The sequence below is a fragment of the Brevundimonas fontaquae genome (genome assembly GCF_017086445.1).
GTDB classification, from domain to species: Bacteria; Pseudomonadota; Alphaproteobacteria; order Caulobacterales; family Caulobacteraceae; genus Brevundimonas; species Brevundimonas fontaquae.
This window is the reverse complement of sequence record NZ_CP070968.1, coordinates 2,372,992-2,395,143: the sequence shown is the minus strand read 5'-3', so window position 1 is coordinate 2,395,143 and position 22,152 is coordinate 2,372,992. Positions and strand designations below refer to the sequence as shown.

Below are 22,152 nucleotides of genomic sequence, written 5' to 3'. Positions count from 1 at the left end.
GCGAAAGTCTTAGCCCAGGTCGCCGACCGCCGCATCCAGCAACATGAAGGCGCGACCGCTGTCCGACGCCAGGCTGGACTGCACCGCCGCGCTGTCTCCGGCGCGGGCGGAAGCGTTCAGCATGACCGCGAAGTTGCGGACATAGCGTTCGGCGTCAGCGCGCAGTTCGGCGTCACTGAGGACACGGCGAGACACGCTGCGGACAGCGGCCGGGGCAACGCGGCGGACGATCTGACGCGCGGCGTCGGGGTCGCCATTGCTGAAGGCACGGGCGGCCTCTTCGACGCGGGAGCGGGGCAGGAGGGCGTTGGGATCGACCCCCATGCGCCGGATGGCGGCGGCGACCCGATCGGAGAGGGCCTCGGCCTCGGCAGGCGAGGGGGAGGGCGTGTCCAACTCCAGCGGGGCCTCGTTGTCGTCGTCGCCATCGATCAGATCGCTCCAGTCCAGCCCCTTGTCCGCCGACGGCGGCGGCTCCGCCGGCTCGAGCCGCAGGCGACTGCGCAGGCCGAACCGACGCTCTTCGACGGGCGGCGAGGCGGGAGCCGTCGTGCGCTCGGTGCGGCGCTCGGGACGCGGTTCGGGACGGGCCTCGACCTCTGCGGCCGGCTCGCGACGACGCGCCGGCGTCGTATCGCCCGACACCACGCCCATCAGACGCACGGCCTCGGTCAGCATGTCGTAGTTCCGGCGCACGCGATCCTGGAAGCCGACATCCAGCGCCTCAGTGTCCTCGGCCGCCTTGCGCGAGGCGGCGGAAAGGGAGGCCAGGCCTTCCTCGACAGTGGCGCGCACGGCGTCGGCGCGGGCGCGGGCTTCCTGAGGCAGGCGCGCGGCGCGCTCGTCGATGTCGGCGACGGCGGTGTCGATTTCTGACAAGGCGCTGTTGAGACGTGCCACCAGGGTTTCCAGGCGGCTGACCATCCGCTCGCCGGTCTCTTCGACCAGGCCGGACGTTTCGGTGACGATGCGGCGGGCGTCGGCGATGCGGGCGTCGGCGGCGGTGTCGGCCTTTTGGGCCGCTTCGAACAAGGATTCGCCCAGGCGATCGGTGCGCAGACGCGCCTGTTCGGCGGCGTCTGCGGCGGCGGCGCGGGAATCCTCGGCCGTGGCGCGCATCTGCTCCAGAGCGCGGCGTGTCTCTTCCATCAGGGCGTCGCGCGCCTCGGCCGCCAAGGCTTCGAAGCGATCCAGGGCGAGCTTGGTGGCGGAATCGAAGCCGTCGGCCTCGCGTTGCGACATATCCACCAGGGCACGGAACTGGTCGGTGGCGGCCTCGACCAGATCGCGCATGGACTCGACCGAGGTCTGGGTGGTGCGATCCAGATCGCCTGCGGCCGTGCGCGTCGAGGAGAGGTGTTCGATCAACTGGGCGCGCTGGCTTTCGACCTGGGCGGAGAAGTCCTCCTGATCGGTGCGCAGGGCGTAGGCGGCTGTGACCAGGGCGGCGCGCTGCTGGCTGAGGCCTTCCTCGACGGACTGGATTTGCTCGGCGACGCCCGAACCGGCGTTCTCAAGTCGGATGGTCTGGCGCGCTAGATCGTCGGAGGCCACGCGGGCGGCGTCCTGGGCTTCGCCTGCGGCGGCCGCGAGGTCGGCGGCGCGCGCGGCGAGAGCGGCCTCCGCTTCACGAAGCTGCGCCTGAGCCAGGTCCGAGGCGTCAGCGACCATGCGCGACTGACGCTCGACCGCGTCGATGACGCCAGACGCCTGCGTATCCAGATGGATGCCCAAGGTCTGCATCTGGTCGCGCTCGCGGCCCAGGTTTTCGGTCAGCCGACGCGCGGTGCGGCCGGCGTTCTCGGCCGCCTCGTTCAGCCGCGTTGTCTCCTGGGCCAGCGCCTCTCGAAGCAGGGCCATATCGTTGCGGGCGCGTTCCGCCGCCAGGGTGGCGTGATCGATGTCGGAACGCAGCGACTGAAGCACCTCGCCGGTCTGTTGGGCGGCCAGGGCGGTCGGGGCGACCAGGGCCTCGGCCAGTTGCCGGGCGCGACGGGTTTCTGCGGCCAGACCGGCGCCCTGTCGGACGGCATGGGCCAGCATGATGGCCAGACCCGCAGGGGCCAGGGCGATCAGGGCGTAGATGGCGATCCGCAGCGGATCCAGTTCGGCGCCGCCCGCGCCGAACTCGTAAGCCGCCCATGACGCGACGCCGCCGATCCAAAGCGCGGAGGCGATACCCGCAATCACATAGGCATGGCGCCCTGACGGCTCGCCCTGGGCCTTGGCTTGAACGGTTTTCACAGCCGGCGGTTTGGACAGCTCGAACGGCGCAGGCGGCTGACCTGCGGTAACGGCCATCTCAATCGGTGCGTCGGGCGTCGGTTTCTTATCGCCCTCGGCAGTGTTGCGTTCTGCGCTCAGAGCGCGTTCCTCGGCCAGCCGCTGCTCTTCCAGCAGGCGACGGCGGCGGCGCTCCGACATCGGCGCCTCAAACTTCGGCTGCACGATTTCGAAATCAGGTTCGGGGATCGGTTCGAATTCAGACGTCGCCTCGTCGGGCGGCGTTTCGTCCGTCGTCGAGAGCTCTATGGGCGCAACGACTTGGTCATCGGTCAGCTTCAGCGGCGGCCGTTTGGGAGACTTCATAAGCTCAACAACTCGATCTCTGCGCGGGCGTCCGACAGCGCCATGCAGACCCTAGAGCATGATTGGTGCGGACGAAACCGACTCAAGTCCGCAACCTGTCGATGAACTGTGGCTTGCGGCGTCAGATCTGACGCCGCGGTCAGCAGTCGCGCTTGGATTCTGAAAGCAGCGTGGCGTTGGAGCCGGTGTCACGACACTCCACCACCCGGCGCACTTCGCGGTCACCGTGGTTGGGGTTGTGGGTATCGACGCCGAACTGCGTCAGGACGGCGGCGGCCAGCAGGGCGATGAATCCAGCGATCAGTTCGACAAGCGCCTGCATTCTACCCTCCCTCGCTGCCTGTATGGCTACGCTCCTTATGCGCCAAATCGGCGAACGTCACAATCCCGCCCTGAAAGATTGACCGAACGACACGCGCGTGAAACGGAGGATGCAGGCGCTTCGACACCATGTCACGCGAATCAGACAGATTGGTCGCATGACCAACGGCAGCGACACTTACGAAGGCAGTCTGCTGGAGCCGGGGCCCGGCCTGTGGACGGCCGCCGTCGCGCACCGCTTTTCCGTGCTGATGGAAAACGAAGCCTATTTCGACGCCCTGTCGTCTGCGATCCACAAGGCGCAACGCTCCATCGTGCTGCTGGGATGGCAATTCGATCCGCGCACCCATCTGGACCCGGAGACGCGGCCCGGCGACAAGTCGGCCGAGATCGGTCGCCAGCTGCGGATGCTGGTCAAGAGGAAGCCGGACCTGGATGTGCGGCTGCTCATCTGGAAATCGCCGCTGCTGATCGCGGCTTCGCAGGGCTTCTATCCGCACAAGGCGCAACGCTGGTTCCGTAAGCGGATGGTGGAGTTCCGGCTTGATTCCCCCGGTCCTATCGGCGCCTGTCATCACCAGAAGGTGGTGGTCATCGACGACAAGGTGGCCTTCTGCGGCGGCGGCGATATCTCGACCGATCGCTGGGATTCCGACGAACATCTGGACGGCGACCCGCGCCGCGCCCTGCCCAGCGGCCTGATCTGCAAGGCGCGTCATGAGGTGATGAGCGTGATGGACGGCCCTGCGGCGCGTGCGCTGGGCTATCTGGCGCGCGAACGCTGGTTCAAGGCGACGTGGGAGCGCACTATCCCGGACGAGGTCGAGGACGATCCCTGGCCCGACGGCGTGCCGGTGCAGATGACCGACGTGCCCGTCGGCATCGCCCGCACAGAGCCGAAATGGTCGGGGCGGCAGGAGGTGCGCGAGAGCGAAGCCTTGCACCTGGAATCAATCCGGCGCGCCAAGCGGCTGATCTATATCGAAAACCAGTATTTCACCTCGCCGGTCATCGCCGCCGCATTGGCCGAACGACTGGCCGAAGTGGATGGACCGCAGGTCATCGTCATCTCGACCGCCAAGAGCCCGAGTTGGTTCGACAGCATGACTATGGACACGGCCCGGGCCGAGGTGCTGCACCGGCTGGAGCAGGCGGACAAATACAACCGCTTCTTCGCCTTCGCCCCGCTGACCGCCGACGGCGACCGGATCATCGTCCACGCCAAGGTGACGATCATCGATGATCGGCTGCTGAGGATCGGGTCCACAAATCTCAACAACCGGTCGATGGGCCTGGATACAGAATGCGACATCGCCGCCGAGCCTGTCGATGCGGCCGGTCGAGCCTTCATCACGGCGCACCGTCACCGGACGATCGCTCACTGGCTGGGCGTTGCGACGGAAGACTATGCGGCGGTCGAGGGCGTCTTCGGCTCGGTGGGGCAGGCGATCTGCAACTTCGAAGCCGATCGGCTGAAGCCGCTGGGCTCGGAGCCGCCGACGCGTATCCAGCGGATGTTCGCCGAATGGCAGCTGGGCGACCCGACGTCGTCCAGCGATGCCTGGCGGCCTTGGAAGCGTCTGAACCGTTCGCAACGCACGCGACCAGCGTCCGAGGGCGGTCACGCGCCGGGTTGAACGACCTCGAAATCGACGATCAGCGGCAGGTGGTCCGAGGCGACGCGGGCCAGGGGCGAGAAGGCGGATCGTACCGCGCGGATGCGGATATGCGGGCTGACGAAACAGTGGTCGATGCGGATGGCGGGGAAGGCCGAAGGGAAGGTCTTCACACTGGGTTTCTGGCCCAACTGACGCTGGCAGTCCTGCAGGCTGCGGCACAGGGTCTGATAGGGGCGGGTGATCGAAGTGGCGTTGAAGTCGCCGGCCAGCAGGGTCGGGCCCCTGCATCCGCCGACCCAGCCGGATCCAGCCAGCGCGGCGGCCTGAAGCCGCTGCTCGCGCGGGACCAGACCCAGGTGGGTGTTCATGACGTTGACGGCTGTCCCGTCGATCTCGATTTCCGACCAGATCGCGCCGCGCGGTTCCAATCCCGGAATGCCGGTGACGGTCGGCAAGGCGTCGGCGCGGACGAGCCGTTCGGGGTGAGAGGTCAGAATGGCGTCGCCGTACTGTTCGGCCTCGACCCGCATCGCCGGGTGAAAGCGAGAGGTCATGGCCAGACCGTCGGCGATCGCCTCGGCCTGATCAACCCCGCCCGTGCGTGCGCGGCCCACATCCAGTTCCTGCAGGCAGACGATGTCCGGCTCGAACTCGGCGATGACGGCGACGATCCGGTCGACGTCCAGGCGACGATCCGTGCCGACGCAGCGGTGAACATTATAGGTGAGAAGGCGAGGCATGAGCTGGCGGCTGTTTGAACGATGACCGTGGGCTAGGCCTTCTGGCGCGCGAATGCGACCCCGATGCGACGATCAGAGCAGGATCAGATGATCGGGCAACTCATTGGGGTTGTCGGCGCGCGGCGGAAAGTGGCGGGCCAGAACCTCGCCGCACAGACCGATGGCGGCAGCAAAGCCATCGACGGGGCGGTCGGCGCGCAGTTCGCGGGTCAGTGCCGCGACGGCCTGGGCCCAGGCGTCCTCATCGACCTTGGCGTAGATGCTTTCGTCGGCGATCAGTTCGACCTGATGTTCGTCAAGGGCCGCAAAGATCAGGACGCCCGTACGCTCCTGCGTGACATGGACGCCGTGCGCCAGGAACTGCTGCAAGGCGGCCTCCCTGACACGGCCGCGCCTGACGCCGGCCGGGGTCACGAGACGGCGCATGGCCGGGATCCGGGTCATCAGAAAGACGCCGACGAAAACGACGGCCTGCGACAGGGCGTAGAGGCCCAGGGCCTGCGCCGTCGTGGCGTCCTGCGCGGCCTGGTGCGCCGCCTCCCAGCCGTCGCTGGGCCAGCGAAGATCCAGCACGAACGGAACGAAGACGATCGGGGCCACAAGCGCCATCGCCGCGGCCCAAGCCAGGCTGACGTCCACATAGGTCGAGACACGACGCGCGACGACGCAGAAGATTTCACCCGACGTCTGACGCTCGGCGGCCGCTATGGCATCGGCGATGCGGGTGCGGTCGTTGTCCGTGATCTGCATCACCATCCCCCCGAGGCCCCGCCGCCGCCGAAGCTGCCGCCGCCGCCGCCGAACCCTCCACCACCGCCAAATCCGCCGCCGCCGCCCCAACCGCCGCCGCCTCTGCCGGAGTTCCGCAGCGCCTCGGACGCCGCCCACAGCAGGACCGAGCTGACATTGCTGCGTCGTCCGCGCCCGGACCGCATGGCGATCAAGAAGATGAACAGGAAAAGCCCGGCGATGACGACCAGCGGGATGACGGATCCGCCACCGGTGTCGGCTTGCTCGGCTGCGGCGGTCTGGGCGCGCGCTTGCGCCTCTGCCGGATCGAGCGACAACTGAGCTATGAGGACATCCATGCCCTTGATCACGCCGGCCTGGTAGTCGCCGTCGCGGAAGGACGGCAGGATGTCGTTGCGGATGACCTGAGACGAGAAGGCGTCGGTCAGGATGGGCTCCAGCCCATAGCCGACCTCAATACGCACCTTGCGTTCGTTCGGCGCGACGATCAGCAGGGCGCCGTTGTCATTCTCCTTCTGACCGATGCCCCAGGCGCGACCCAGCTGATAGCCGTAGTCCTCGATCTCCTGATCCTGAAGGCTGTTGACCGTCACGACGACCAACTGGTCGGTCGAACTGGCTTCCAGCGCCGCCAGCTTCTCTGTCAGCGCCTGTTCCGTCGCTGGATCGAGCAGATTGGCCTGATCGACCACGCGGCCGGTCAGCGGCGGGAAGTCGATCTTGCTCTGCGCCGCCGCCGGAAGGACGAGCAACAGCGCGATGAACAGGCCGAAGAGGAGGGCGGCGACGCCCGTTGACCGCCGCGTCGCCGCTTGAAGGCTCGTCACTGGGCGGGCGGGGTCGCGCCCGGCGTTACGGCCGGTGCGCCGCCGCCGGGCGCCGAGGCGTTGGCGGGCGGGGCGTTCAGGTTGAAGTTGACCTGGGGCGCCGACTGGGCGGCGGCGGTGGCGGTGAACAACTGCATCGGCTGCGACCCGCCATGCAGGGTCTTGGCCCAGATCACCTGCGGGAAGGTGCGCAGCGTCGTGTTGTAGTCGCGAACGGCCTCGTTGTAGTCGCGGCGCGCGATCTGGATGCGGTTCTCGGTGCCTTCCAGCTGGGACTGCAGGGTCAGGAAGTTCTGGTTGGCCTGAAGTTGCGGATAGGCCTCGACCGTCACCAGCAAGCGCGACAGGGCGCCGGACAGTTGGCCCTGGGCTTCCTGATACTGCTGGAAGGCCTGCGGATTATCGAGGTCGTCGGCCGAGACGTTGACCGAGGTGGCGCGGGCGCGGGCGTTGATCACGTCGGTCAGGGTGGTGCGTTCCTGGATCGCGGCGCCTTGAACCGTCGCGACCAGATTGGGAATCAGGTCGGCGCGGCGCTGATACTGGCTCTGCACATCCGCCCAGGCGGCCTCCGCGCGTTCCTGCTTGGTTGGAATGGTGTTGTAGCCGCAGCCCGCCACGGCTGGGACGATCATCAGAGCGCCGGTCAGAGCGACGGCGCGGGCATTGAGGCGGACCATGACATCTCCCGTTCGGCGATAGCGCCGTGGAGCGGGACTATTCACCGGCCCAATGAATGCATCAAGCGTCCAATGGCTCCGGTTGGATATTGTTGAGGCGGCAGGCGGCCGAATAGGTGTTGGCCAGCAGACAGGCGATGGTCATGGGCCCGACGCCGCCCGGCACCGGCGTGATGCGGCCGGCGACCTCGACCGCTTCCTTGAAGGCCACGTCGCCGACGACGCGGGTCTTGCCCTCGGCGGCCTTGACGGGATCGGCCGAGGGGACGCGGTTGATGCCGACGTCGATGACGGTAGCGCCCGTCTTGATCCAGTCGCCCTTGATCATCTCGGGCCGACCGACGGCGGCGACCAGAATGTCGGCGCGGCGGCAGACGTCGGGCAAATCCCGCGTGCGCGAGTGCGCGATGGTGACCGTGCAGCTTTCGGCCAGCAGCAGTTGCGCCATCGGTTTGCCGACGATGTTGGAACGGCCGACGATGACGGCGTTCAGGCCCGACAGATCGCCGAACTGATCCTTCAGCAGCATCAGACAGCCCAGGGGCGTGCAGGGGACCAGACCCGGCAGGCCGACGGCCAGACGACCCGCGTTCACGACGTGGAAGCCGTCCACGTCTTTATCCGGCGAAATGGCGTCCAGAACCACCGTCGCGTCGATGTGGGCGGGCAGGGGCAGTTGGACCAGGATGCCGTGGATGCCCGCATCCGCATTCAGCTGAGCGATCAGGGCCAGCAGCTCGTCCTGGCCGGTCGATTCGGCCAGGCGGTGAGTGTCGGAGCGCATGCCGGCTCGCAGCGTCGTCTCGCCCTTGTTGCGGACGTAAATCTGGCTGGCCGGATCCTCACCGACGATGACGACGGCCAGACCGGGTTTGACGCCGTGCGCGGCCTCCAGCCCGGCGACGGCCGCGCCGACGCGTTCCACCAGGGCGGCCGAATAGGCCTTGCCGTCGATCAGGGTCGCAGGCGTGGATTGGGCCGACATGGCAGCTCCGTCTGGCGGGAAATCAGGATGGCGGCGATTTACAGCCGTCACGGTTCGGCGTCTATGATCCGCAGCCTATGCTGGAGGAATTCATGAACCGTCCGTCGCTCGTCGCCGCTGTCAGCACCCTGGCCCTGTTGTGGGCGGTCGCGCCGGCCGTGGCCCAGGACGCGCAGTCTCTGCGCATCGGCGCCAATGTGAACGGCGCCCTGACGGATGGCGACGCCAAGGCTTCGGCGGACGAATATCGCTATGACGACTATCGCTTCGAGGCGCGGGCGGGGCAGCGGCTAGAAGCCACGCTGAGATCGGACGCTTTCGACGCCTATCTGGAAGTCTATGCCGACGGCGCAGCGGGCGAGCCGCTGGCGTCCGATGACGACGGATTGGGGGACGGCACCAATGCGCGGCTGCGCTTCACGCCGGAGAAGGCGGGGACCTATGTTCTGAGAGCCCGGACGCTGAGCGGACTGGACGGCGGCGACTATCAGCTGTCGTTGCAGGAACGCCCGGCGCCCCCGCGTGCGCCGCGACCCAGCGGCATTCGCGTTGGGGCGAGCCAGAGCGGCGAACTGACGGCCCGCGATCCTGAGCAAGACGACGGCGGCCGCTATGACGCCTACGCCTTCCGCGCCAACGCCGGCGATCGGTTTGTGGTGACGCTGGACTCCGAGGCCTTCGATCCCCTGGTGCGGGTGGGGCGGATGAACGGTCCCGATTTCGTCGAGATCAGTTCCAACGACGATGCGCCCGGCGGTGGGCTGAATTCGCGGCTGACCTTCACGGCGCCGACCGCAGGCGAATATGTGATCCGGGCTACGTCGCTGGAAGACGGGCTGGGTCGCTACGAACTGGGCCTGGCCGAGGCGCCGCCCGCGCCGCCGTCAAAGCCGATCGCGATCGGTGACGAGATCAAGGGTGAACTGGGCTCGGACAGCGCCACGAACGACGGCGGCCAGCGCGCGGAAACCTATCGCTTCACAGGGACAAACGGCCAGCGCGTGGCCATCGAGATGAAGTCGAGCGACTTCGACGCCTATCTGACGCTCCGCCGTGCATCGGACGATACTGTCCTGGCGGAGGATGATGACGGCGCCGGATCGGGCACCGACGCCCGCATCGCGCGCACCCTGGACGCCGATGGCGACTACATCATCGAGGCGCGGGGGTTCAGCGACGAGGCCGAGGGCGACTATACGCTGAAGCTGACCGAAACCGCGCCGCCGCCGCCGCCGACCACGGCGAGCCTCGGGCAAAAGGTCGAGGGCGAGATCGCGGATGACGACCCCCAGGCGGACGACGGGAAACACTATGACGCCTACGTCATTTCCGGAACCGAGGGGCAGCGCGTCCAGGCGATCCTGCGGTCCGGCGATTTCGACGCCTATTTGGAGATCGGCAAGGCCGACGGTGAGTTCGAGGCCCTGGCCAGCGATGACGACGGCCTGGCCGAGGGCACGGATTCGCGGCTGAACTTCACCCTGCCGTCGGACGGGAACTATGTGGTCCGCGCCATGCCGCTGGATGCGGAAAGCAAGGGCCTCTATTCGCTGGAACTGCTGGATCGCGGGCCGGAGCCCAAGCCCGGCAGTCTGCTGGTCGGTTCGACCGTGCGCGGAACCCTATCCAACAGCGCCGCCATGAGCGACGAAGGCGCGTTTTTCGACGCCTATCGCTTCCAGGCCAAGAGGGACGAGAAGCTGCGTCTGACGATGGTGTCGAACGCTTTCGATTCCTTCATCGATCTGGGCAAGGAAGACGAGGACGGCGATTTCACCAGCCTGGCCACCGATGACGACAGCCTGTCCGACGCGCACGCGAAGCTGGATTGGACCGCGCCGGACGACGGCTGGTATGTCGTGCGCGCCCGCGCCTATGGGCCCAATCAGATGGGCGCCTATGCCCTGACGGTCGCGCGTCAGCCTGCCAGCGCGAACACTCCGTCGCCTGAAAATCCGCCGATGATCATGAATCCGAAGTAGGCGCCAGGCGCGCGCCTTCGTCGCCCTGGATCGAGCTGCACGGTTGCCAAGCGCGGGACGCCGCGTGTAGAGAGCCGCCTCCTGTTGGGGAGTAGCTTCCGGCGTTCGTCGTCGGGATCGCGTCAACATACTCGCGCTTCGGCGCGTGGCGCGATCAGCGGAACCACCGCCTAGCGAGACCAGCGTGTCCTGACGCCGCGACCGGCCGGTGCAGGACCGCTGTCACGCGTCCGGTCGAGTGCTGTCCCATGACCCCAGGCGCCATCGCCATTCTCTCGCTCAGCATGTCCACTGACGCTTTTGCGGCCGCCGTCGGACGCGGGGCGTCGCATCGACCTGCCGTCAAGGACGCCGTCAAAGCCGGCCTGGTCTTCGGCGTCATCGAGGCGATCACGCCCCTGATCGGCTGGGGATTGGGCATCATCGCCGCCGGCCTGGTCGAAAAGGTGGATCACTGGATCGCCTTCACCCTGCTGCTGATCGTCGGCGGCAAGATGATCTGGGAGGGCGTTCAGCCGCGGGGCGCGGACGAGGATGAGGCGCCGCGCCGATCCGGCCCTTGGGCGCTGATCGCGACGGCGGTCGGCACCAGCATCGACGCTGCGGCCGTGGGCGTCGGCCTCGCCTTCATCGGAGCGAATATCTGGGTGATCGCCGCCTCGATCGGCTTCACCACCTTCGTGTTGACCACCATCGGCATGTTGATAGGCAAGGCCGTGGGCACGCGCTTCGGCAAGACCGCAGAGATCATCGGCGGCGTGGCCCTGATCGGTCTGGGCACGGCCATCCTATTGGAACACCTGGGTGTTCTCGGCGGCTGAGGCGGATCAAGCCGAGGGCAGCAGGTCGGCCGCGAAGGTTCGGTAACGACCCGCGCGCACGGCGTCGGTCGCGCGGGCGATGTCCGGGGCGAAATAGTGGTCGCTGGCATAGGGGGCGGCGGCTTCTCGGACGATGGCGAAGACCTGTTCCAGCGCCGGCGAACTGGTGAGCGGTCGATGGAACTCCAGCCCCTGCGCCGCCGCCAGCAGTTCAATGCCGACCACCGTCGCCGTATTCTCGGCCATGTCCAGCAGGCGACGCGCGCCGTGGGTGGCCATGCTGACGTGATCTTCCTGATTGGCGCTGGTCGGCACGGTGTCGACGCTGCATGGATGAGCGACCATGCGGTTCTCGGCGATCAGGGCGGCCGCCGTCACCTGGGCGATCATGAAGCCGGAGTTCAGGCCGCTTTCCTTGACCAGGAAGGCCGGCAGTTCGCTCATCTTGGGATCGACCAGGATCGAGGTGCGGCGTTCGGAGATATTGCCGATCTCGCAGAGCGCCATGGCGATCTGATCGGCAGCGAACGCAACGGGTTCGGCGTGGAAGTTGCCGCCCGAAATGACGTCGCCATCCTCGATGAAGACCAGCGGATTGTCGGTGACGGCGTTCGCTTCGCGCGCCAGCGTGGCGGCGGCGCTGGTCAGCACATCGAGGACCGCGCCCATGACCTGGGGCTGGCAGCGCAGGGAGTAGGGGTCCTGGACCTTGGTGCAGTCGTCGCGGTGACTGTCGCGAATGGCGGAGCCGGCCATCAGCTCGCGCAGGCGGGCGGCGACGGCGATCTGGCCGGGCTGACCGCGCAGGGCGTGGATGCGATGATCGAAGGGGGCGTCGGACCCCTTCAGCGCATCGACCGACAAGGCCCCGGCGGCGATCCCGGCGGCGAACGCCGCCTCGGCCGCGAACAGACCGGCCAGGGCCAGCGCCGTCGAGCACTGGGTGCCGTTAAGCAGGGCCAGGCCTTCCTTAGGGCCGAGCGTGAGCGGCGTCAGGCCGACCTTGGCTAGAGCCGCTTCGGCCTCCAGCATCTCGCCGTTCAGCCGCGCCTCGCCCACGCCGATCAGGACGCAGGACATATGGGCCAGCGGCGCCAGGTCGCCCGAGGCGCCGACCGATCCCTTGGACGGGATGCAGGGCAGAATGTCGGCGTTGACCAGGGCGATCAGGGCCTCCAGCGTCTCACGCCGAACGCCGGAGGCGCCACGCGACAGACTGGCGATCTTCAGCACCATCAGAAGACGCGTCACCGAATCCGGCAGCAGCGGCCCGACCCCGCAGGCGTGGCTGAGAACCAGATTACGCTGCAGCGTCTCCAGATCTTCAGGCGCGATGGAGGTGTTGGCCAGTAGGCCGAAGCCCGTGTTGACGCCGTAGACGGTGCGCCCCTCGGCAACTATGGCGGCGATGGTCGCTGCCCCCTTGTCCACATCGGCCCAGGCGACGGGCGTCAGGGAAACGGTAGCGGGGCCCTCCAGCACCGCACGAAGCTGCGCAAGCGTGAGAGGCGACTGGCCGAGAGTGATCGCGGTCATGGTTCAGGCCTTCAGGCTCGGAAGGTTCAGTTCGTGCTCGCGCGCGACCGCACGGGCGATCTCATAGCCGGCGTCGGCGTGACGCATGACGCCCGTGGCGGGGTCGTTCCACAGCACCCGCTCGAGCCGTTGGGCGGCCTCCGGCGTCCCGTCCGCGACGATGACGACGCCCGAATGCTGCGAATAGCCCATACCGACCCCGCCGCCGTGGTGCAGCGACACCCAGCTGGCGCCCGAGGCCGTGTTCAGCAGGGCGTTCAGCAGCGGCCAGTCTGATACGGCGTCCGAGCCGTCCATCATGGCCTCGGTCTCGCGGTTTGGGCTGGCGACCGAACCGCTGTCCAGGTGATCGCGGCCGATGACGATGGGGCCGGACAGTTCGCCCGACGCCACCATGTCGTTGAACATCAGGCCGGCGCGGTGGCGATCACCCAATCCGATCCAGCAGATGCGGGCTGGAAGTCCTTGAAAAGCAATGCGATCACCCGCCATGTCGAGCCAGCGATGCAAGCCGGCGTTGTCAGGGAACAGGCGCTTCATCGCCGCGTCTGTCTTTCTGATATCTTCCGGATCGCCGGTCAGGGCCGCCCAGCGGAACGGACCGATCCCCCGACAGAACAGTGGGCGGATGTAGGCGGGCACGAAGCCGGGGAAGTCGAAAGCATTCGTCACGCCCGCGTCGAAGGCGACCTGACGGATGTTGTTGCCGTAGTCGGTGGTCGGCACGCCCGTCGCCTGGAAGTCCAGCATGGCCTTCACATGAGCGACGATGGAGGCGCGCGCAGCGGCGGCGACGCTGTTTGGATCGCTGACGCGCTTGTCTTCCCACTCCGCGACGGTCCAGCCCGAGGGGAGATAGCCGTTGATCAGATCGTGCGCGCTGGTCTGGTCTGTAACGAGATCGGGCCGGATGCCGCGTCGAACCATTTCAGGCAACAGGTCGGCTGCATTGCCCAACAGACCGATCGACAAGGGTTTTTTGTCCCGGAACGATTGCTCCAGCAGCGCCAGGGCTTCGTCCAGGGTTTCGGCCATCACGTCGACATAGCGCGTCCGCAGACGGAACTCGATGCGGCTGTGTTGGCATTCGATCGTGATGCAGGAAGCACCGGCCATTGTCGCGGCCAGAGGCTGGGCCCCGCCCATGCCGCCAAGACCTGCGGTCAGGATCCATTTGCCGGCCCAGTCGCCGCCGTAGTGCTGGCGGCCGGCCTCCATGAAGGTCTCGTAGGTGCCTTGGACGATGCCTTGGGTGCCGATGTAGATCCACGAGCCGGCGGTCATCTGGCCATACATGGCCAGGCCCTTGCGATCGAGCTCGTTGAAATGCTCCCAGGTCGCCCATTTCGGCACCAGATTGGAGTTGGCGATCAGCACGCGCGGGGCGTCGGCATGGGTGCGGAAGACGCCGACCGGCTTACCGGATTGCACCAGCAGGGTTTCGTCGGCCTCAAGCGTCTGAAGGGTTTCCACGATCCTGTCGAACGCCGCCCAATCCCGCGCCGCCTTGCCGATGCCGCCATAGACGACGAGGTCCTGGGGCCGCTCGGCCACCTCTGGATCGAGGTTGTTCATCAGCATCCGCATGGCCGCCTCGGCGGCCCAGGTCTTGGCGGTCTTTTCCGGTCCGCGCGGGCTGCGGACGATCCGGGCGTTGGGCGTGTTCATCGTTGGCTCTCGGCGAAGGCGATGCAGGCGGTCAGGACGCGGCGCAGATGGGCGCGCATCGGCTCGGCGCGGTCCGGCTCATAGGGGCTGGGCCAATTTTCGCGCGACACCGGTCCGACGGGATCGAGGATGTAGCCCCGGTCCGCCAACTCCATCTGAATGGCGTGGACACCTGCGTCGGGTTGGCCGTAATGGCGGGTGGTCCATCCGCCCTTGAACCGGCCGTTGACGACCACGCTGTCGCCGCTGATCGCACAGGCTTTTTCGACAGCCTGCGTCAGCTCGCCGGCGCAGGTTGCGCCGTCGTTGTCGCCGATGTTGAACTGAGGCAGTTCGCCCTCGAACAGGCGCGGCACGACGGACCGGATCGAATGGGCGTCGTAGAGGACGACCGGGCCGGACCTGCGCAGTCGCTCTAGCTGGGCTTGCAGGGCGGCGTGATAGGGATCGAACCAGATCGTGCGTCGCTCTGCGATCTCGGCCGTGTCCGGTTCCTGGCCTGGGCGATACAGCGGCTCCCCGTCGAAGGTCTCGGTCGGACACAGGCCGGTCGTGGTCATGCCGGGATAGAGCGAGACGCCCGACGGATCGCGATTTACGTCGATGACGCTGCGGGACACGCCCGTTCGCACCATGGTGGCACCCATGTCGATCGCGAAGGCGTACAGCCGATCCACCCACCAGTCCGCGTCCTTGCGGGCCAGCCAGGATGAAGTCATCCGCGCTTCGATGGCGGCCGGAATGTCGGTTCCGGTGTGCGGCAGGCCGATCACCAGCGGCGCCGAACCTTCGTGGATGGTCAGCCAGTCCTGCATCCGTTCGGCCTCCCTCGCCAAATCGATCCGTCGTGGTATGTCTAGACATATTGATCGTAACGACACGGACCTGTCCAGTGACCCTTCAGCCGCAGCCTGTGGATCGCACCCTCTGGTTCGAGGCGGCCCTGCTGCCGGACGGATGGGCGAGCGATGTCCTCATCGGCATCGCGGGCGGGCGGATTGTCAGTCTGGAAACCGGCGTGGCGCGCAGCCCGGCGGACGAGGGGGGCGGTGTCGCCTTGCCGGGCGTCGCCAATGTCCACAGCCACGCCTTTCAGCGCGCCATAGCGGGCCTGACCGAGGCGCGCGGGCCTTCGGACGACGACTTCTGGACGTGGCGCGAGCTGATGTACCGCTTCCTGGATCGGGGCGGGCCGGAAGAGATCGAGGCCATCACCGCCCTGGCCTTCGTGGAAATGCTGGAAGGCGGATTCACCCGCGTCGCCGAGTTCCATTATCTGCACAACGACCCGTCGGGCGCGGCCTATTCGGACCGGGCCGAGGTCGCCGCGCGGATCGTGGCGGCGGCGCAGGCTACGGGCATCGCCCTGACCCTGCTGCCGGTCTTCTACGCCCATGCCGGGTTCGGCGGTCAGCCGCCGGCGCATGGTCAGCGGCGCTTCATCAACGATCTGGACGGTTTCGCCGATCTGGTCGCGCGATGCCGGACCCTGACCGCCGATCTGCCCGACGCTGTGGTCGGGGTGGCGCCGCACAGCCTGCGCGCCGTCAGTCCGGATGAGCTGACGGCCATGCCTGCGCTGGCGGGCAACGGGCCGATCCATATCCATGTCGCCGAACAGACCAAGGAGGTTGCGGACTGCCTGGCCTGGTCTGGCGTGCGGCCGGTCGAATGGCTGCTTGCCAACACGCCGGTCGATCCGCGTTGGTGTCTGATCCACTCCACCCATGTGACCGAGACCGAGTGGCAGGGCGTCGTCGCGCGCGGCGGCGTCGTCGGCCTGTGCCCGATCACCGAGGCCAATCTGGGCGACGGCGTTTTCCCTGCGGCCAAGTTCACCCGCGCCGGCGGGCGGTTCGGAATCGGGACCGATTCCAATGTGCAGATCGGCGTGGCCGACGAACTGCGGATGCTGGAATACAGTCAGCGGCTGGCGCTGCGCGGTCGCGCGGTCATGGCGGACCCTGAACGCTCGACGGGGCGCGCCTTGTTTGATCGCGCGCTGGCGGGCGGCGTCCAGGCGACGGGCGCGGCGTCGGGTTTGAGCGTCGGGGCGTCGGCGGACATCGTGTCGCTGGACATGAGGAGCGTCGCCTTTGCGGGACGGTCGGGCGATGCGGTGCTCGACAGCTGGATCTTCGGCGCGCCGACGGGCTCGATCCGTTCGGTGTGGCGAGCGGGGCGGGAGGTCGTGAAAGACGGCCGCCATATCGCGCGGGACGGCATCGAGGCGCGCTATCGCAATGCCTTGTCGACGGTGCTGGGGTGAGCCTGCATCGCCGCATCTACGCCGATCTGGAGGGGCTTATCCTGTCCGGCGAGCTATCGCCCGGCGACCGCATTCCGTTCGAGCATGAGCTGACCGAACGCTACGACTGTTCGCGCATGACGGTGTCCAAAGCTATCTCGGAACTGGCGGGGCGGGGGCTGGTGACGCGTCGGCGTCGCGCCGGCACCTTCGTCGCCCAGCCCAAGGCCCACGCCGCTGTTCTGGCTATTCCCGATCTGCGGGCCGAGGTGATCGAGCGCGGGCAGACTTACGGCTACGTCCTGCTGGAGCGGATCCAACGCGAGCCGGACGGTGAGGACGAAATCGAACTGGCGTCGGGTGGTCTTCTGTTGGATCTGACCTGTCTGCACAGCGCCGACGGCGCGCCCCTGGCCTTGGAACATCGGCTGATCGCGCTCGGCGCGGCGCCTCAAGCCATAGACGTCGATTTTCATACGGTTCCGCCAGGAAGCTGGCTGCTGGACTCTGCGCCCTGGACCGAGGCCGAGAACCGCATTTCTGCGATCTCTGCCGACGCCCGCTCTGCACGCCTACTGGAACTCAAGCCCGGCGCTGCCTGTCTGTGCGTCGAACGCCGGACATGGCGGGACGGGCAGGGGGTGACGCGGGTGTGGCAGACCTTCCCCGGCGATCGCTACGATTTGGTGGCGCGCTTCTCGTCCGCCCATTCACCCGGTCTGGCAAAGGAGCCTCGCCGATGAAGGCCGACCGTCTGCTGATCGATTGTCATGTCGCCACCATGGTCGAGGGACCGGTCCCTTATGGCGCGATTCAGGACGCCGCCGTGGTCGTCGCCGATGGCCGCATCGTCTGGGTGGGACCGCGCGCTGACCTGCCGGCCGTGGAAGCGGCTGAAACCGAGCGGCTGGACGGGCGATGGATCACGCCTGGTCTGATCGACTGCCACACCCATCTGGTGTTCGGAGGCGACCGTTCGGCCGAGTTCGAACAGCGGCTGGGTGGCGCGACCTATGAGGAGATCGCGCGTGCGGGCGGCGGCATCGTCTCGTCCGTGAAGGCCACGCGCGCCGCGTCGGAGGATGACCTGTTCGCCTCGGCCATGACGCGTCTGGCGGGGCTGAAGGCCACAGGAGTCACCACCGTCGAGATCAAGTCCGGCTATGGTCTCGACCTTGAGACGGAGCTCAAGATGCTGCGCGTCGCGCGCAGGATCGGGCGCGAGGGCGGGGTGCGTGTCCGTACCAGCTATCTCGGTCTGCATGCCGTGCCGCCCGAGTATCGCAACGACCGCGCCGCCTATGTCGATCTGGCCATCGACCACATCCTGCCGGCCGCCCATGCCGAAGGTCTGGTCGATGCGGTCGACGCCTATTGCGAGCCCATCGCCTTCTCGACCGACGAAGTGTCGCGCCTGTTCGACAAGGCGCGCGCTCTAGGTCTTCCGGTGAAGCTGCACGCCGACCAGTTTTCGAACGGCGGCGGTGCGGACCTGGCGGCGCGCTATCAGGCTCTGTCAGCCGATCACATCGAACATGCGAACGAGCAAGGCGTCGCGGCCATGGCCGCAGCCGGTGTGGCCGCCGTCCTGCTGCCCGGCGCCTATTTGATGCTGCGCGAGACCCAGGCGCCGCACGTCGATCTACTGCGCCGCCACGGCGTGCGAATGGCCGTCGCGACCGACTGCAATCCCGGCACATCGCCGGTCGCCTCCATGACCGCCGCGCTCAACCTCGCCTGCGTCCAGTTCCGCCTGACGCCGGAAGAGGCCCTAGCCGGCGCGACGCGAGAGGCGGCGAGGGCGCTGGGCCTGTTGGGTGAGGTTGGAACGCTCGAAGTCGGCAAGGCGGCCGACCTTGCGATCTGGGATATCTCGCGACCGGCCGAGCTTTGTTACTGGCTGGGCAAGCCTTTGCTCAACGCCGTGTACCGAGATAGAAAACACGTATAGATTGCGATCAAGAATTGAACCATAGATTGTCTGCATGGACGCAGAACAATCAGACGATGTCGAAGCCTTCATCAAACATTGGTCCGCTGCGCCGATCAGCGAACGCGCCCACTATCAGACCTTCATCATTCAGCTCTGCCGCCTGATCGGCGTCCCCGCGCCCGACGACGAACGCGCGGGCGATCTGGATTATTGCTTCGAGCGGCCGATCCGCTTTCATCACGACAATGGGCAGACGACGGCGGGCTGGATCGATTGCGCCAAACGGGACTGTTTCGTCCTGGAAGCCAAACAGTCGCGCAAACGCCGCGACGGAGGTCCGCTGGACCCCGCCGCGCAACTGGCCTTATTGGGCAAGTCCGCCGGAAAGGCGCATGCGCCGTCGATAGAGGCGCTCGATCGCGTCATGCGGGTCGCCAAGCGGCAGGCTGAAAACTACGCCAAGGCCTTGGCCGAATGGCCGCCGTTTCTGATCACGGTGGATGTCGGACGGTCGATCGAGCTGTGGTCGGACTTTGCGAGGCAAGGCAAGATCTATGCGCCGTTCCCGGATCGGGCGGGCTATCGGATCACGCTAGACCAGCTGCGCTCGCCGGAGATTAGAGAGCGGCTGCGCCGGGTCTGGACCGATCCGATGTCGCTCGATCCGGCCGCGCGGTCGGCGGCGGTCACGACGGAAATCGCAAAGTCTCTGGCCTGGTTGGTAAAATCGATCAACGGTCGGCGACAGGTCGGGCTTGGGCCAGTCGATCGCGCCGCGCAGGCGAGCAAGACCGCGCGTTTCGTGATGCAATGCATCTTCGCCATGTTCGCGGACAGCGTCGGCCTGATCGAGCGGCGCAGCTTTCTGAGCTTGCTCGAAAGCTATCGCGGGGAGGCGGAGCGCTTCCACCAGAGCGCGCGGTCGTTGTTCATGGCGATGGATCAGGGCGGCTATTGCGTCGCCACTCGCCAACACATCCGCCGGTTCAACGGCGGCCTCTACAGCACGGTCGAGACGCTGCCCATCGAGGAAGGCGAGTTGGAAGCCTTGATCGCTGCGGCGAAGAGCGACTGGACCGACGTCGAGCCAGCCATCTTCGGAACCCTGCTGGAGCAGGCGCTAGACCCGGCTGAGCGGGCCGAACTGGGTGCGCATTATACGCCTCGCGCCTATGTCGAGCGCCTGATCGCGCCGACGATCATGGAACCATTGCGCGCGGATTGGGAGGCGGTGGAGGGCGAAGCCGTTGCGGAGTTCATGCAGGGCGACGTCGTCAAGGCGCGTCGCCGCCTGCACGCGTTTCATGATCGGCTGTGCAAGACGCGCGTGCTGGATCCCGCCTGTGGCACGGGCAATTTTCTCTACGTCGCCATGCGGATGATGAAGGAGCTGGAAGAGGAAATCTTCAGCACACTGGCAGAGATGGGCGAGCATCAGGGCGTGCTGGCTTTCGACGGGCGGGTCGTCAGCCCCGAGCAATTCTATGGCATAGAAAAGAACGCCAACGCCGCCTGGATCGCTGAGATGGTCATGTGGATCGGCCATCTTCAGTGGCACTTCCGCATATCCGGCGCGCCGATGCCGTCGGAGCCCATCCTCAAGAACTTTCGAACCATCCGACAGGCCGACGCCCTGCTGGAGTTCTCGCGCGTCGAGATGGTCCATGGACGTGATCAGGCCGAGCGAGAGCGGGTTCGCTATATCGACCCGCGCCCCACACCTTGGCCGGAAGTTGAATTCATCGTCGGCAATCCGCCCTTCATTGGCGGCAAAGGCCTGAGACGAGAGTTGGGCGACGGCTACGTCGATGCCCTTGCAGCGATCAGGGGCGGTCGATTTCTTTCGGCAGACCTGGTCATGGCCTGGTGGGATCGGGCGGCGGAAATCCTGATCGAGCCAGATACGCGGTTGCGGCGCTTCGGGTTCATCACCACCAATTCGATCACCCAGACCTTCTCGCGACGGGTGATCGAACACCATCTGGCCAAACGACCGCCGATCAGGATTGTCTTCGCCATCGCGGACCATCCGTGGGCCAGAGGCGTAGGATGCGCTGACGTCAGGATCGCCATGTCGGTCGCCGAGCGGGGCGAGCCGGACGGACAGGGACGATGGCTGAGGGTCAAGGATGCGGATGCCACGACGTTCAAGGAGCGTCACGGCGACATCGGCGCGGACCTGATGCTGGACAGTCGACTGACGCGCGTTCGACAGCTCAAGGCCAACGCGGTGCTGGCCTATCGCGGCGTGCAGCTGATGGGCTCGGGTTTCCAGGTCACGTCAGAGAAGGCCGAACGCCTCCTGTCCGGCTCAGACCCGCAGGCGCCGTCGCCGGTTCGCGACTATCGTAATGGCCGAGATCTGGCGGATCGATCACGCGGGCTGCAGGTCATTGATTTCTTCGGCTGGGACGAAGGCGAGGCGCGTCGTCGGCATCCGCTGCTGTTCCAGCATCTTCTGGAGACGGTGAAGCCGGATCGGGATCGCAACAACCGGGCGGCCTATCGCGACAACTGGTGGATCTTCGGAGAGCCGCGTCGTGATCTGCGCGACGCCCTGGAGGGATTGAGCCGCTTTATCGTCACCATAGAAACCGCCAAGCATCGCTGGTTTAGATTCATGGACGCCGCCACCTTGCCGGATAACAAGCTGGTGGTGATCGCCAGCGATGATCCGTTCGTGCTTGGCGTCTTGTCTTCGCGCCAGCATCGCGCATGGTTCGCCGCCAACGCCGGCCGCATCGGCGAATACGAACGCGAGGCCGTCTATGTGAAAGGCGCCTGTTTCGACACCTTTCCATTTCCGGACGCAGGCGCCGCCTTGGCGGCAGAGATCGGCGTCTTGGCCGAAGAACTCGATGCCGTGAGGGCTGACGTCCTGCGCGACAGCGACGCCTTGACGATGACCGGCCTTTACAACGCCAGAGCCAGGATAGGCCTGGGCGATCACGTGTCGGACGCCGAACGTGCGATCTATGACCAAGGGCGCGTCGGCATCATCGACCATCTGCATCAACGCCTCGATCAGCTGGTTGCCAAGGCCTATGGCTGGCCTGACGACCTGGCGGACAGGCAGGTCGTCGACCGCCTGATCCAGCTGAACCAGGCCAGGGCGGAGCAGGAGGCGCAGGGCGACATCCACTTCCTGCGACCGGACTATCAAGCCGGCAAGGTGCGCCAAGGGACTGCAAGACCGACGCAGCCTCTTCTACCGACATCGAGGCAGAAGGCCCTGTTTCCCGAACAGCCCGGCGTTCTGGCGTCCAGCCTGCTCTCAATCCTGCGCCGACAGGGCGTTCCGATGTCGCCGACCGAGTTGATGGAGGAGTTCGAGGGCAGTCGGCCGCGTGCGAAGCGGCTGATTACACATACGCTCAAGGTGCTCGCGGTCGCGGGATCCGTTCAGAATACCGACGACGGATGGTTCGCGCCGCGGCGAATGCCGAGCTAGGC

17 protein-coding genes and 1 riboswitch are annotated in these 22,152 nt (G+C 66.7%); of the genes, 7 read left to right on the top strand and 10 right to left on the bottom strand.

Annotation, left to right across the window (positions count from 1 at the left end; translation table 11 throughout):
* Positions 1–9 precede the first annotated feature (9 nt).
* A complete protein-coding gene (locus JX001_RS11705) occupies positions 10–2,589 on the bottom strand; it encodes a coiled-coil domain-containing protein (protein ID WP_205681146.1) in 2,580 nt (859 codons plus the stop codon).
* A gap of 139 nt (positions 2,590–2,728) precedes the next feature.
* Positions 2,729–2,911, bottom strand: a complete 183-nt coding sequence (locus tag JX001_RS11700) for a hypothetical protein (protein WP_039247996.1) — start codon at positions 2,909–2,911, stop codon at positions 2,729–2,731.
* A 157-nt stretch (positions 2,912–3,068) separates the two neighbouring features.
* On the opposite strand from JX001_RS11700, the gene JX001_RS11695 reads away from it, so the two are divergent.
* Complete coding sequence (locus JX001_RS11695; protein ID WP_205681145.1) at positions 3,069–4,547, top strand: phospholipase D-like domain-containing protein; 1,479 nt, start codon at positions 3,069–3,071, stop codon at positions 4,545–4,547.
* On the opposite strand, the gene JX001_RS11690 is transcribed toward JX001_RS11695, so the two are convergent.
* From JX001_RS11690 to JX001_RS11670, 5 genes are all read right to left on the bottom strand, one after another.
* Positions 4,532–5,269, bottom strand: a complete 738-nt coding sequence (locus JX001_RS11690) for an endonuclease/exonuclease/phosphatase family protein (protein ID WP_112861837.1) — start codon at positions 5,267–5,269, stop codon at positions 4,532–4,534. The two genes, JX001_RS11695 and JX001_RS11690, sit on opposite strands and share 16 nt — an antisense overlap.
* Positions 5,270–5,341: 72 nt before the next feature.
* Positions 5,342–6,019: a TPM domain-containing protein gene (locus tag JX001_RS11685; RefSeq protein ID WP_241004627.1), complete on the bottom strand. Its 678-nt coding sequence runs from the start codon at positions 6,017–6,019 to the stop codon at positions 5,342–5,344.
* A complete protein-coding gene (locus JX001_RS11680; RefSeq protein ID WP_205681143.1) occupies positions 6,019–6,846 on the bottom strand; it encodes a TPM domain-containing protein in 828 nt (275 codons plus the stop codon). The genes JX001_RS11685 and JX001_RS11680 overlap by 1 nt, the downstream gene beginning before the upstream one ends.
* Positions 6,843–7,526, bottom strand: coding sequence for a LemA family protein (locus JX001_RS11675; protein WP_205681142.1), 684 nt, complete (start codon positions 7,524–7,526; stop codon positions 6,843–6,845). Before JX001_RS11675 ends, JX001_RS11680 begins: the two co-directional genes overlap by 4 nt.
* A 61-nt stretch (positions 7,527–7,587) precedes the next feature.
* On the bottom strand, positions 7,588–8,511 hold the full coding sequence (locus JX001_RS11670) for a bifunctional methylenetetrahydrofolate dehydrogenase/methenyltetrahydrofolate cyclohydrolase (protein ID WP_205681141.1): 924 nt from the start codon (positions 8,509–8,511) through the stop codon (positions 7,588–7,590).
* A 92-nt stretch (positions 8,512–8,603) separates the two neighbouring features.
* On the opposite strand from JX001_RS11670, the gene JX001_RS11665 reads away from it, so the two are divergent.
* Both JX001_RS11665 and JX001_RS11660 read left to right on the top strand, forming a co-directional pair.
* The gene (locus tag JX001_RS11665) at positions 8,604–10,493 is read left to right on the top strand and encodes a PPC domain-containing protein (RefSeq protein WP_205681140.1); all 1,890 of its coding nucleotides are present in this window, start codon (positions 8,604–8,606) and stop codon (positions 10,491–10,493) included.
* A 77-nt stretch (positions 10,494–10,570) separates the two neighbouring features.
* Positions 10,571–10,714, top strand: a riboswitch (yybP-ykoY riboswitch).
* A 27-nt stretch (positions 10,715–10,741) separates the two neighbouring features.
* Positions 10,742–11,314 carry a manganese efflux pump MntP gene (locus tag JX001_RS11660; RefSeq protein WP_205681139.1) on the top strand — a complete coding sequence of 191 codons (573 nt, stop codon included), beginning with the start codon at positions 10,742–10,744 and terminating at the stop codon, positions 11,312–11,314.
* A gap of 6 nt (positions 11,315–11,320) precedes the next feature.
* Here JX001_RS11660 and hutH read toward each other — a convergent pair whose 3' ends face one another.
* The 3 genes from hutH to hutG are packed head-to-tail and all read right to left on the bottom strand — an operon-like array spanning position 11,321 to position 15,333.
* Positions 11,321–12,850, bottom strand: a complete 1,530-nt coding sequence (gene hutH, locus JX001_RS11655) for a histidine ammonia-lyase (protein ID WP_205681138.1) — start codon at positions 12,848–12,850, stop codon at positions 11,321–11,323.
* 3 nt (positions 12,851–12,853) lie between these two features.
* The gene (hutU, locus tag JX001_RS11650) at positions 12,854–14,518 is read right to left on the bottom strand and encodes a urocanate hydratase (protein ID WP_205681137.1); all 1,665 of its coding nucleotides are present in this window, start codon (positions 14,516–14,518) and stop codon (positions 12,854–12,856) included.
* Positions 14,515–15,333: an N-formylglutamate deformylase gene (gene hutG / locus JX001_RS11645; protein ID WP_205681136.1), complete on the bottom strand. Its 819-nt coding sequence runs from the start codon at positions 15,331–15,333 to the stop codon at positions 14,515–14,517. Before hutG ends, hutU begins: the two co-directional genes overlap by 4 nt.
* 77 nt (positions 15,334–15,410) lie before the next feature.
* On the opposite strand from hutG, the gene JX001_RS11640 reads away from it, so the two are divergent.
* Genes JX001_RS11640 through JX001_RS11625 form a run of 4 tightly spaced genes read left to right on the top strand, consistent with a single transcriptional unit; the run spans position 15,411 to position 22,150 of the window.
* Complete coding sequence (locus JX001_RS11640) at positions 15,411–16,787, top strand: formimidoylglutamate deiminase (RefSeq protein WP_241004626.1); 1,377 nt, start codon at positions 15,411–15,413, stop codon at positions 16,785–16,787.
* Positions 16,784–17,509 carry a histidine utilization transcriptional repressor HutC gene (hutC, locus tag JX001_RS11635; RefSeq protein WP_205681135.1) on the top strand — a complete coding sequence of 242 codons (726 nt, stop codon included), beginning with the start codon at positions 16,784–16,786 and terminating at the stop codon, positions 17,507–17,509. The genes JX001_RS11640 and hutC overlap by 4 nt, the downstream gene beginning before the upstream one ends.
* Complete coding sequence (gene hutI, locus JX001_RS11630) at positions 17,506–18,717, top strand: imidazolonepropionase (RefSeq protein ID WP_205681134.1); 1,212 nt, start codon at positions 17,506–17,508, stop codon at positions 18,715–18,717. Before hutC ends, hutI begins: the two co-directional genes overlap by 4 nt.
* 34 nt (positions 18,718–18,751) lie before the next feature.
* Complete coding sequence (locus JX001_RS11625) at positions 18,752–22,150, top strand: class I SAM-dependent DNA methyltransferase (protein WP_205681133.1); 3,399 nt, start codon at positions 18,752–18,754, stop codon at positions 22,148–22,150.
* The last annotated feature ends 2 nt before the right edge of the window (positions 22,151–22,152 follow it).

What these genes read in the sequence shown, in the direction of transcription:
- JX001_RS11665 (WP_205681140.1), top strand. Translation starts at nt 8,604, where the DNA reads ATGAACCGTCCGTCGCTCGTCGCCGCTGTCAGCACCCTGGCCCTGTTG.
- hutU (WP_205681137.1), bottom strand. Translation starts at nt 14,518, where the DNA reads ATGAACACGCCCAACGCCCGGATCGTCCGCAGCCCGCGCGGACCGGAA.
- hutH (WP_205681138.1), bottom strand. Translation starts at nt 12,850, where the DNA reads ATGACCGCGATCACTCTCGGCCAGTCGCCTCTCACGCTTGCGCAGCTT.
- JX001_RS11685 (WP_241004627.1), bottom strand. Translation starts at nt 6,019, where the DNA reads ATGCAGATCACGGACAACGACCGCACCCGCATCGCCGATGCCATAGCG.
- JX001_RS11705 (WP_205681146.1), bottom strand. Translation starts at nt 2,589, where the DNA reads ATGAAGTCTCCCAAACGGCCGCCGCTGAAGCTGACCGATGACCAAGTC.
- JX001_RS11700 (WP_039247996.1), bottom strand. Translation starts at nt 2,911, where the DNA reads ATGCAGGCGCTTGTCGAACTGATCGCTGGATTCATCGCCCTGCTGGCC.
- JX001_RS11660 (WP_205681139.1), top strand. Translation starts at nt 10,742, where the DNA reads ATGACCCCAGGCGCCATCGCCATTCTCTCGCTCAGCATGTCCACTGAC.
- JX001_RS11675 (WP_205681142.1), bottom strand. Translation starts at nt 7,526, where the DNA reads ATGGTCCGCCTCAATGCCCGCGCCGTCGCTCTGACCGGCGCTCTGATG.
- JX001_RS11690 (WP_112861837.1), bottom strand. Translation starts at nt 5,269, where the DNA reads ATGCCTCGCCTTCTCACCTATAATGTTCACCGCTGCGTCGGCACGGAT.
- JX001_RS11695 (WP_205681145.1), top strand. Translation starts at nt 3,069, where the DNA reads ATGACCAACGGCAGCGACACTTACGAAGGCAGTCTGCTGGAGCCGGGG.
- JX001_RS11670 (WP_205681141.1), bottom strand. Translation starts at nt 8,511, where the DNA reads ATGTCGGCCCAATCCACGCCTGCGACCCTGATCGACGGCAAGGCCTAT.
- hutI (WP_205681134.1), top strand. Translation starts at nt 17,506, where the DNA reads ATGAAGGCCGACCGTCTGCTGATCGATTGTCATGTCGCCACCATGGTC.
- hutG (WP_205681136.1), bottom strand. Translation starts at nt 15,333, where the DNA reads ATGCAGGACTGGCTGACCATCCACGAAGGTTCGGCGCCGCTGGTGATC.
- JX001_RS11625 (WP_205681133.1), top strand. Translation starts at nt 18,752, where the DNA reads ATGGACGCAGAACAATCAGACGATGTCGAAGCCTTCATCAAACATTGG.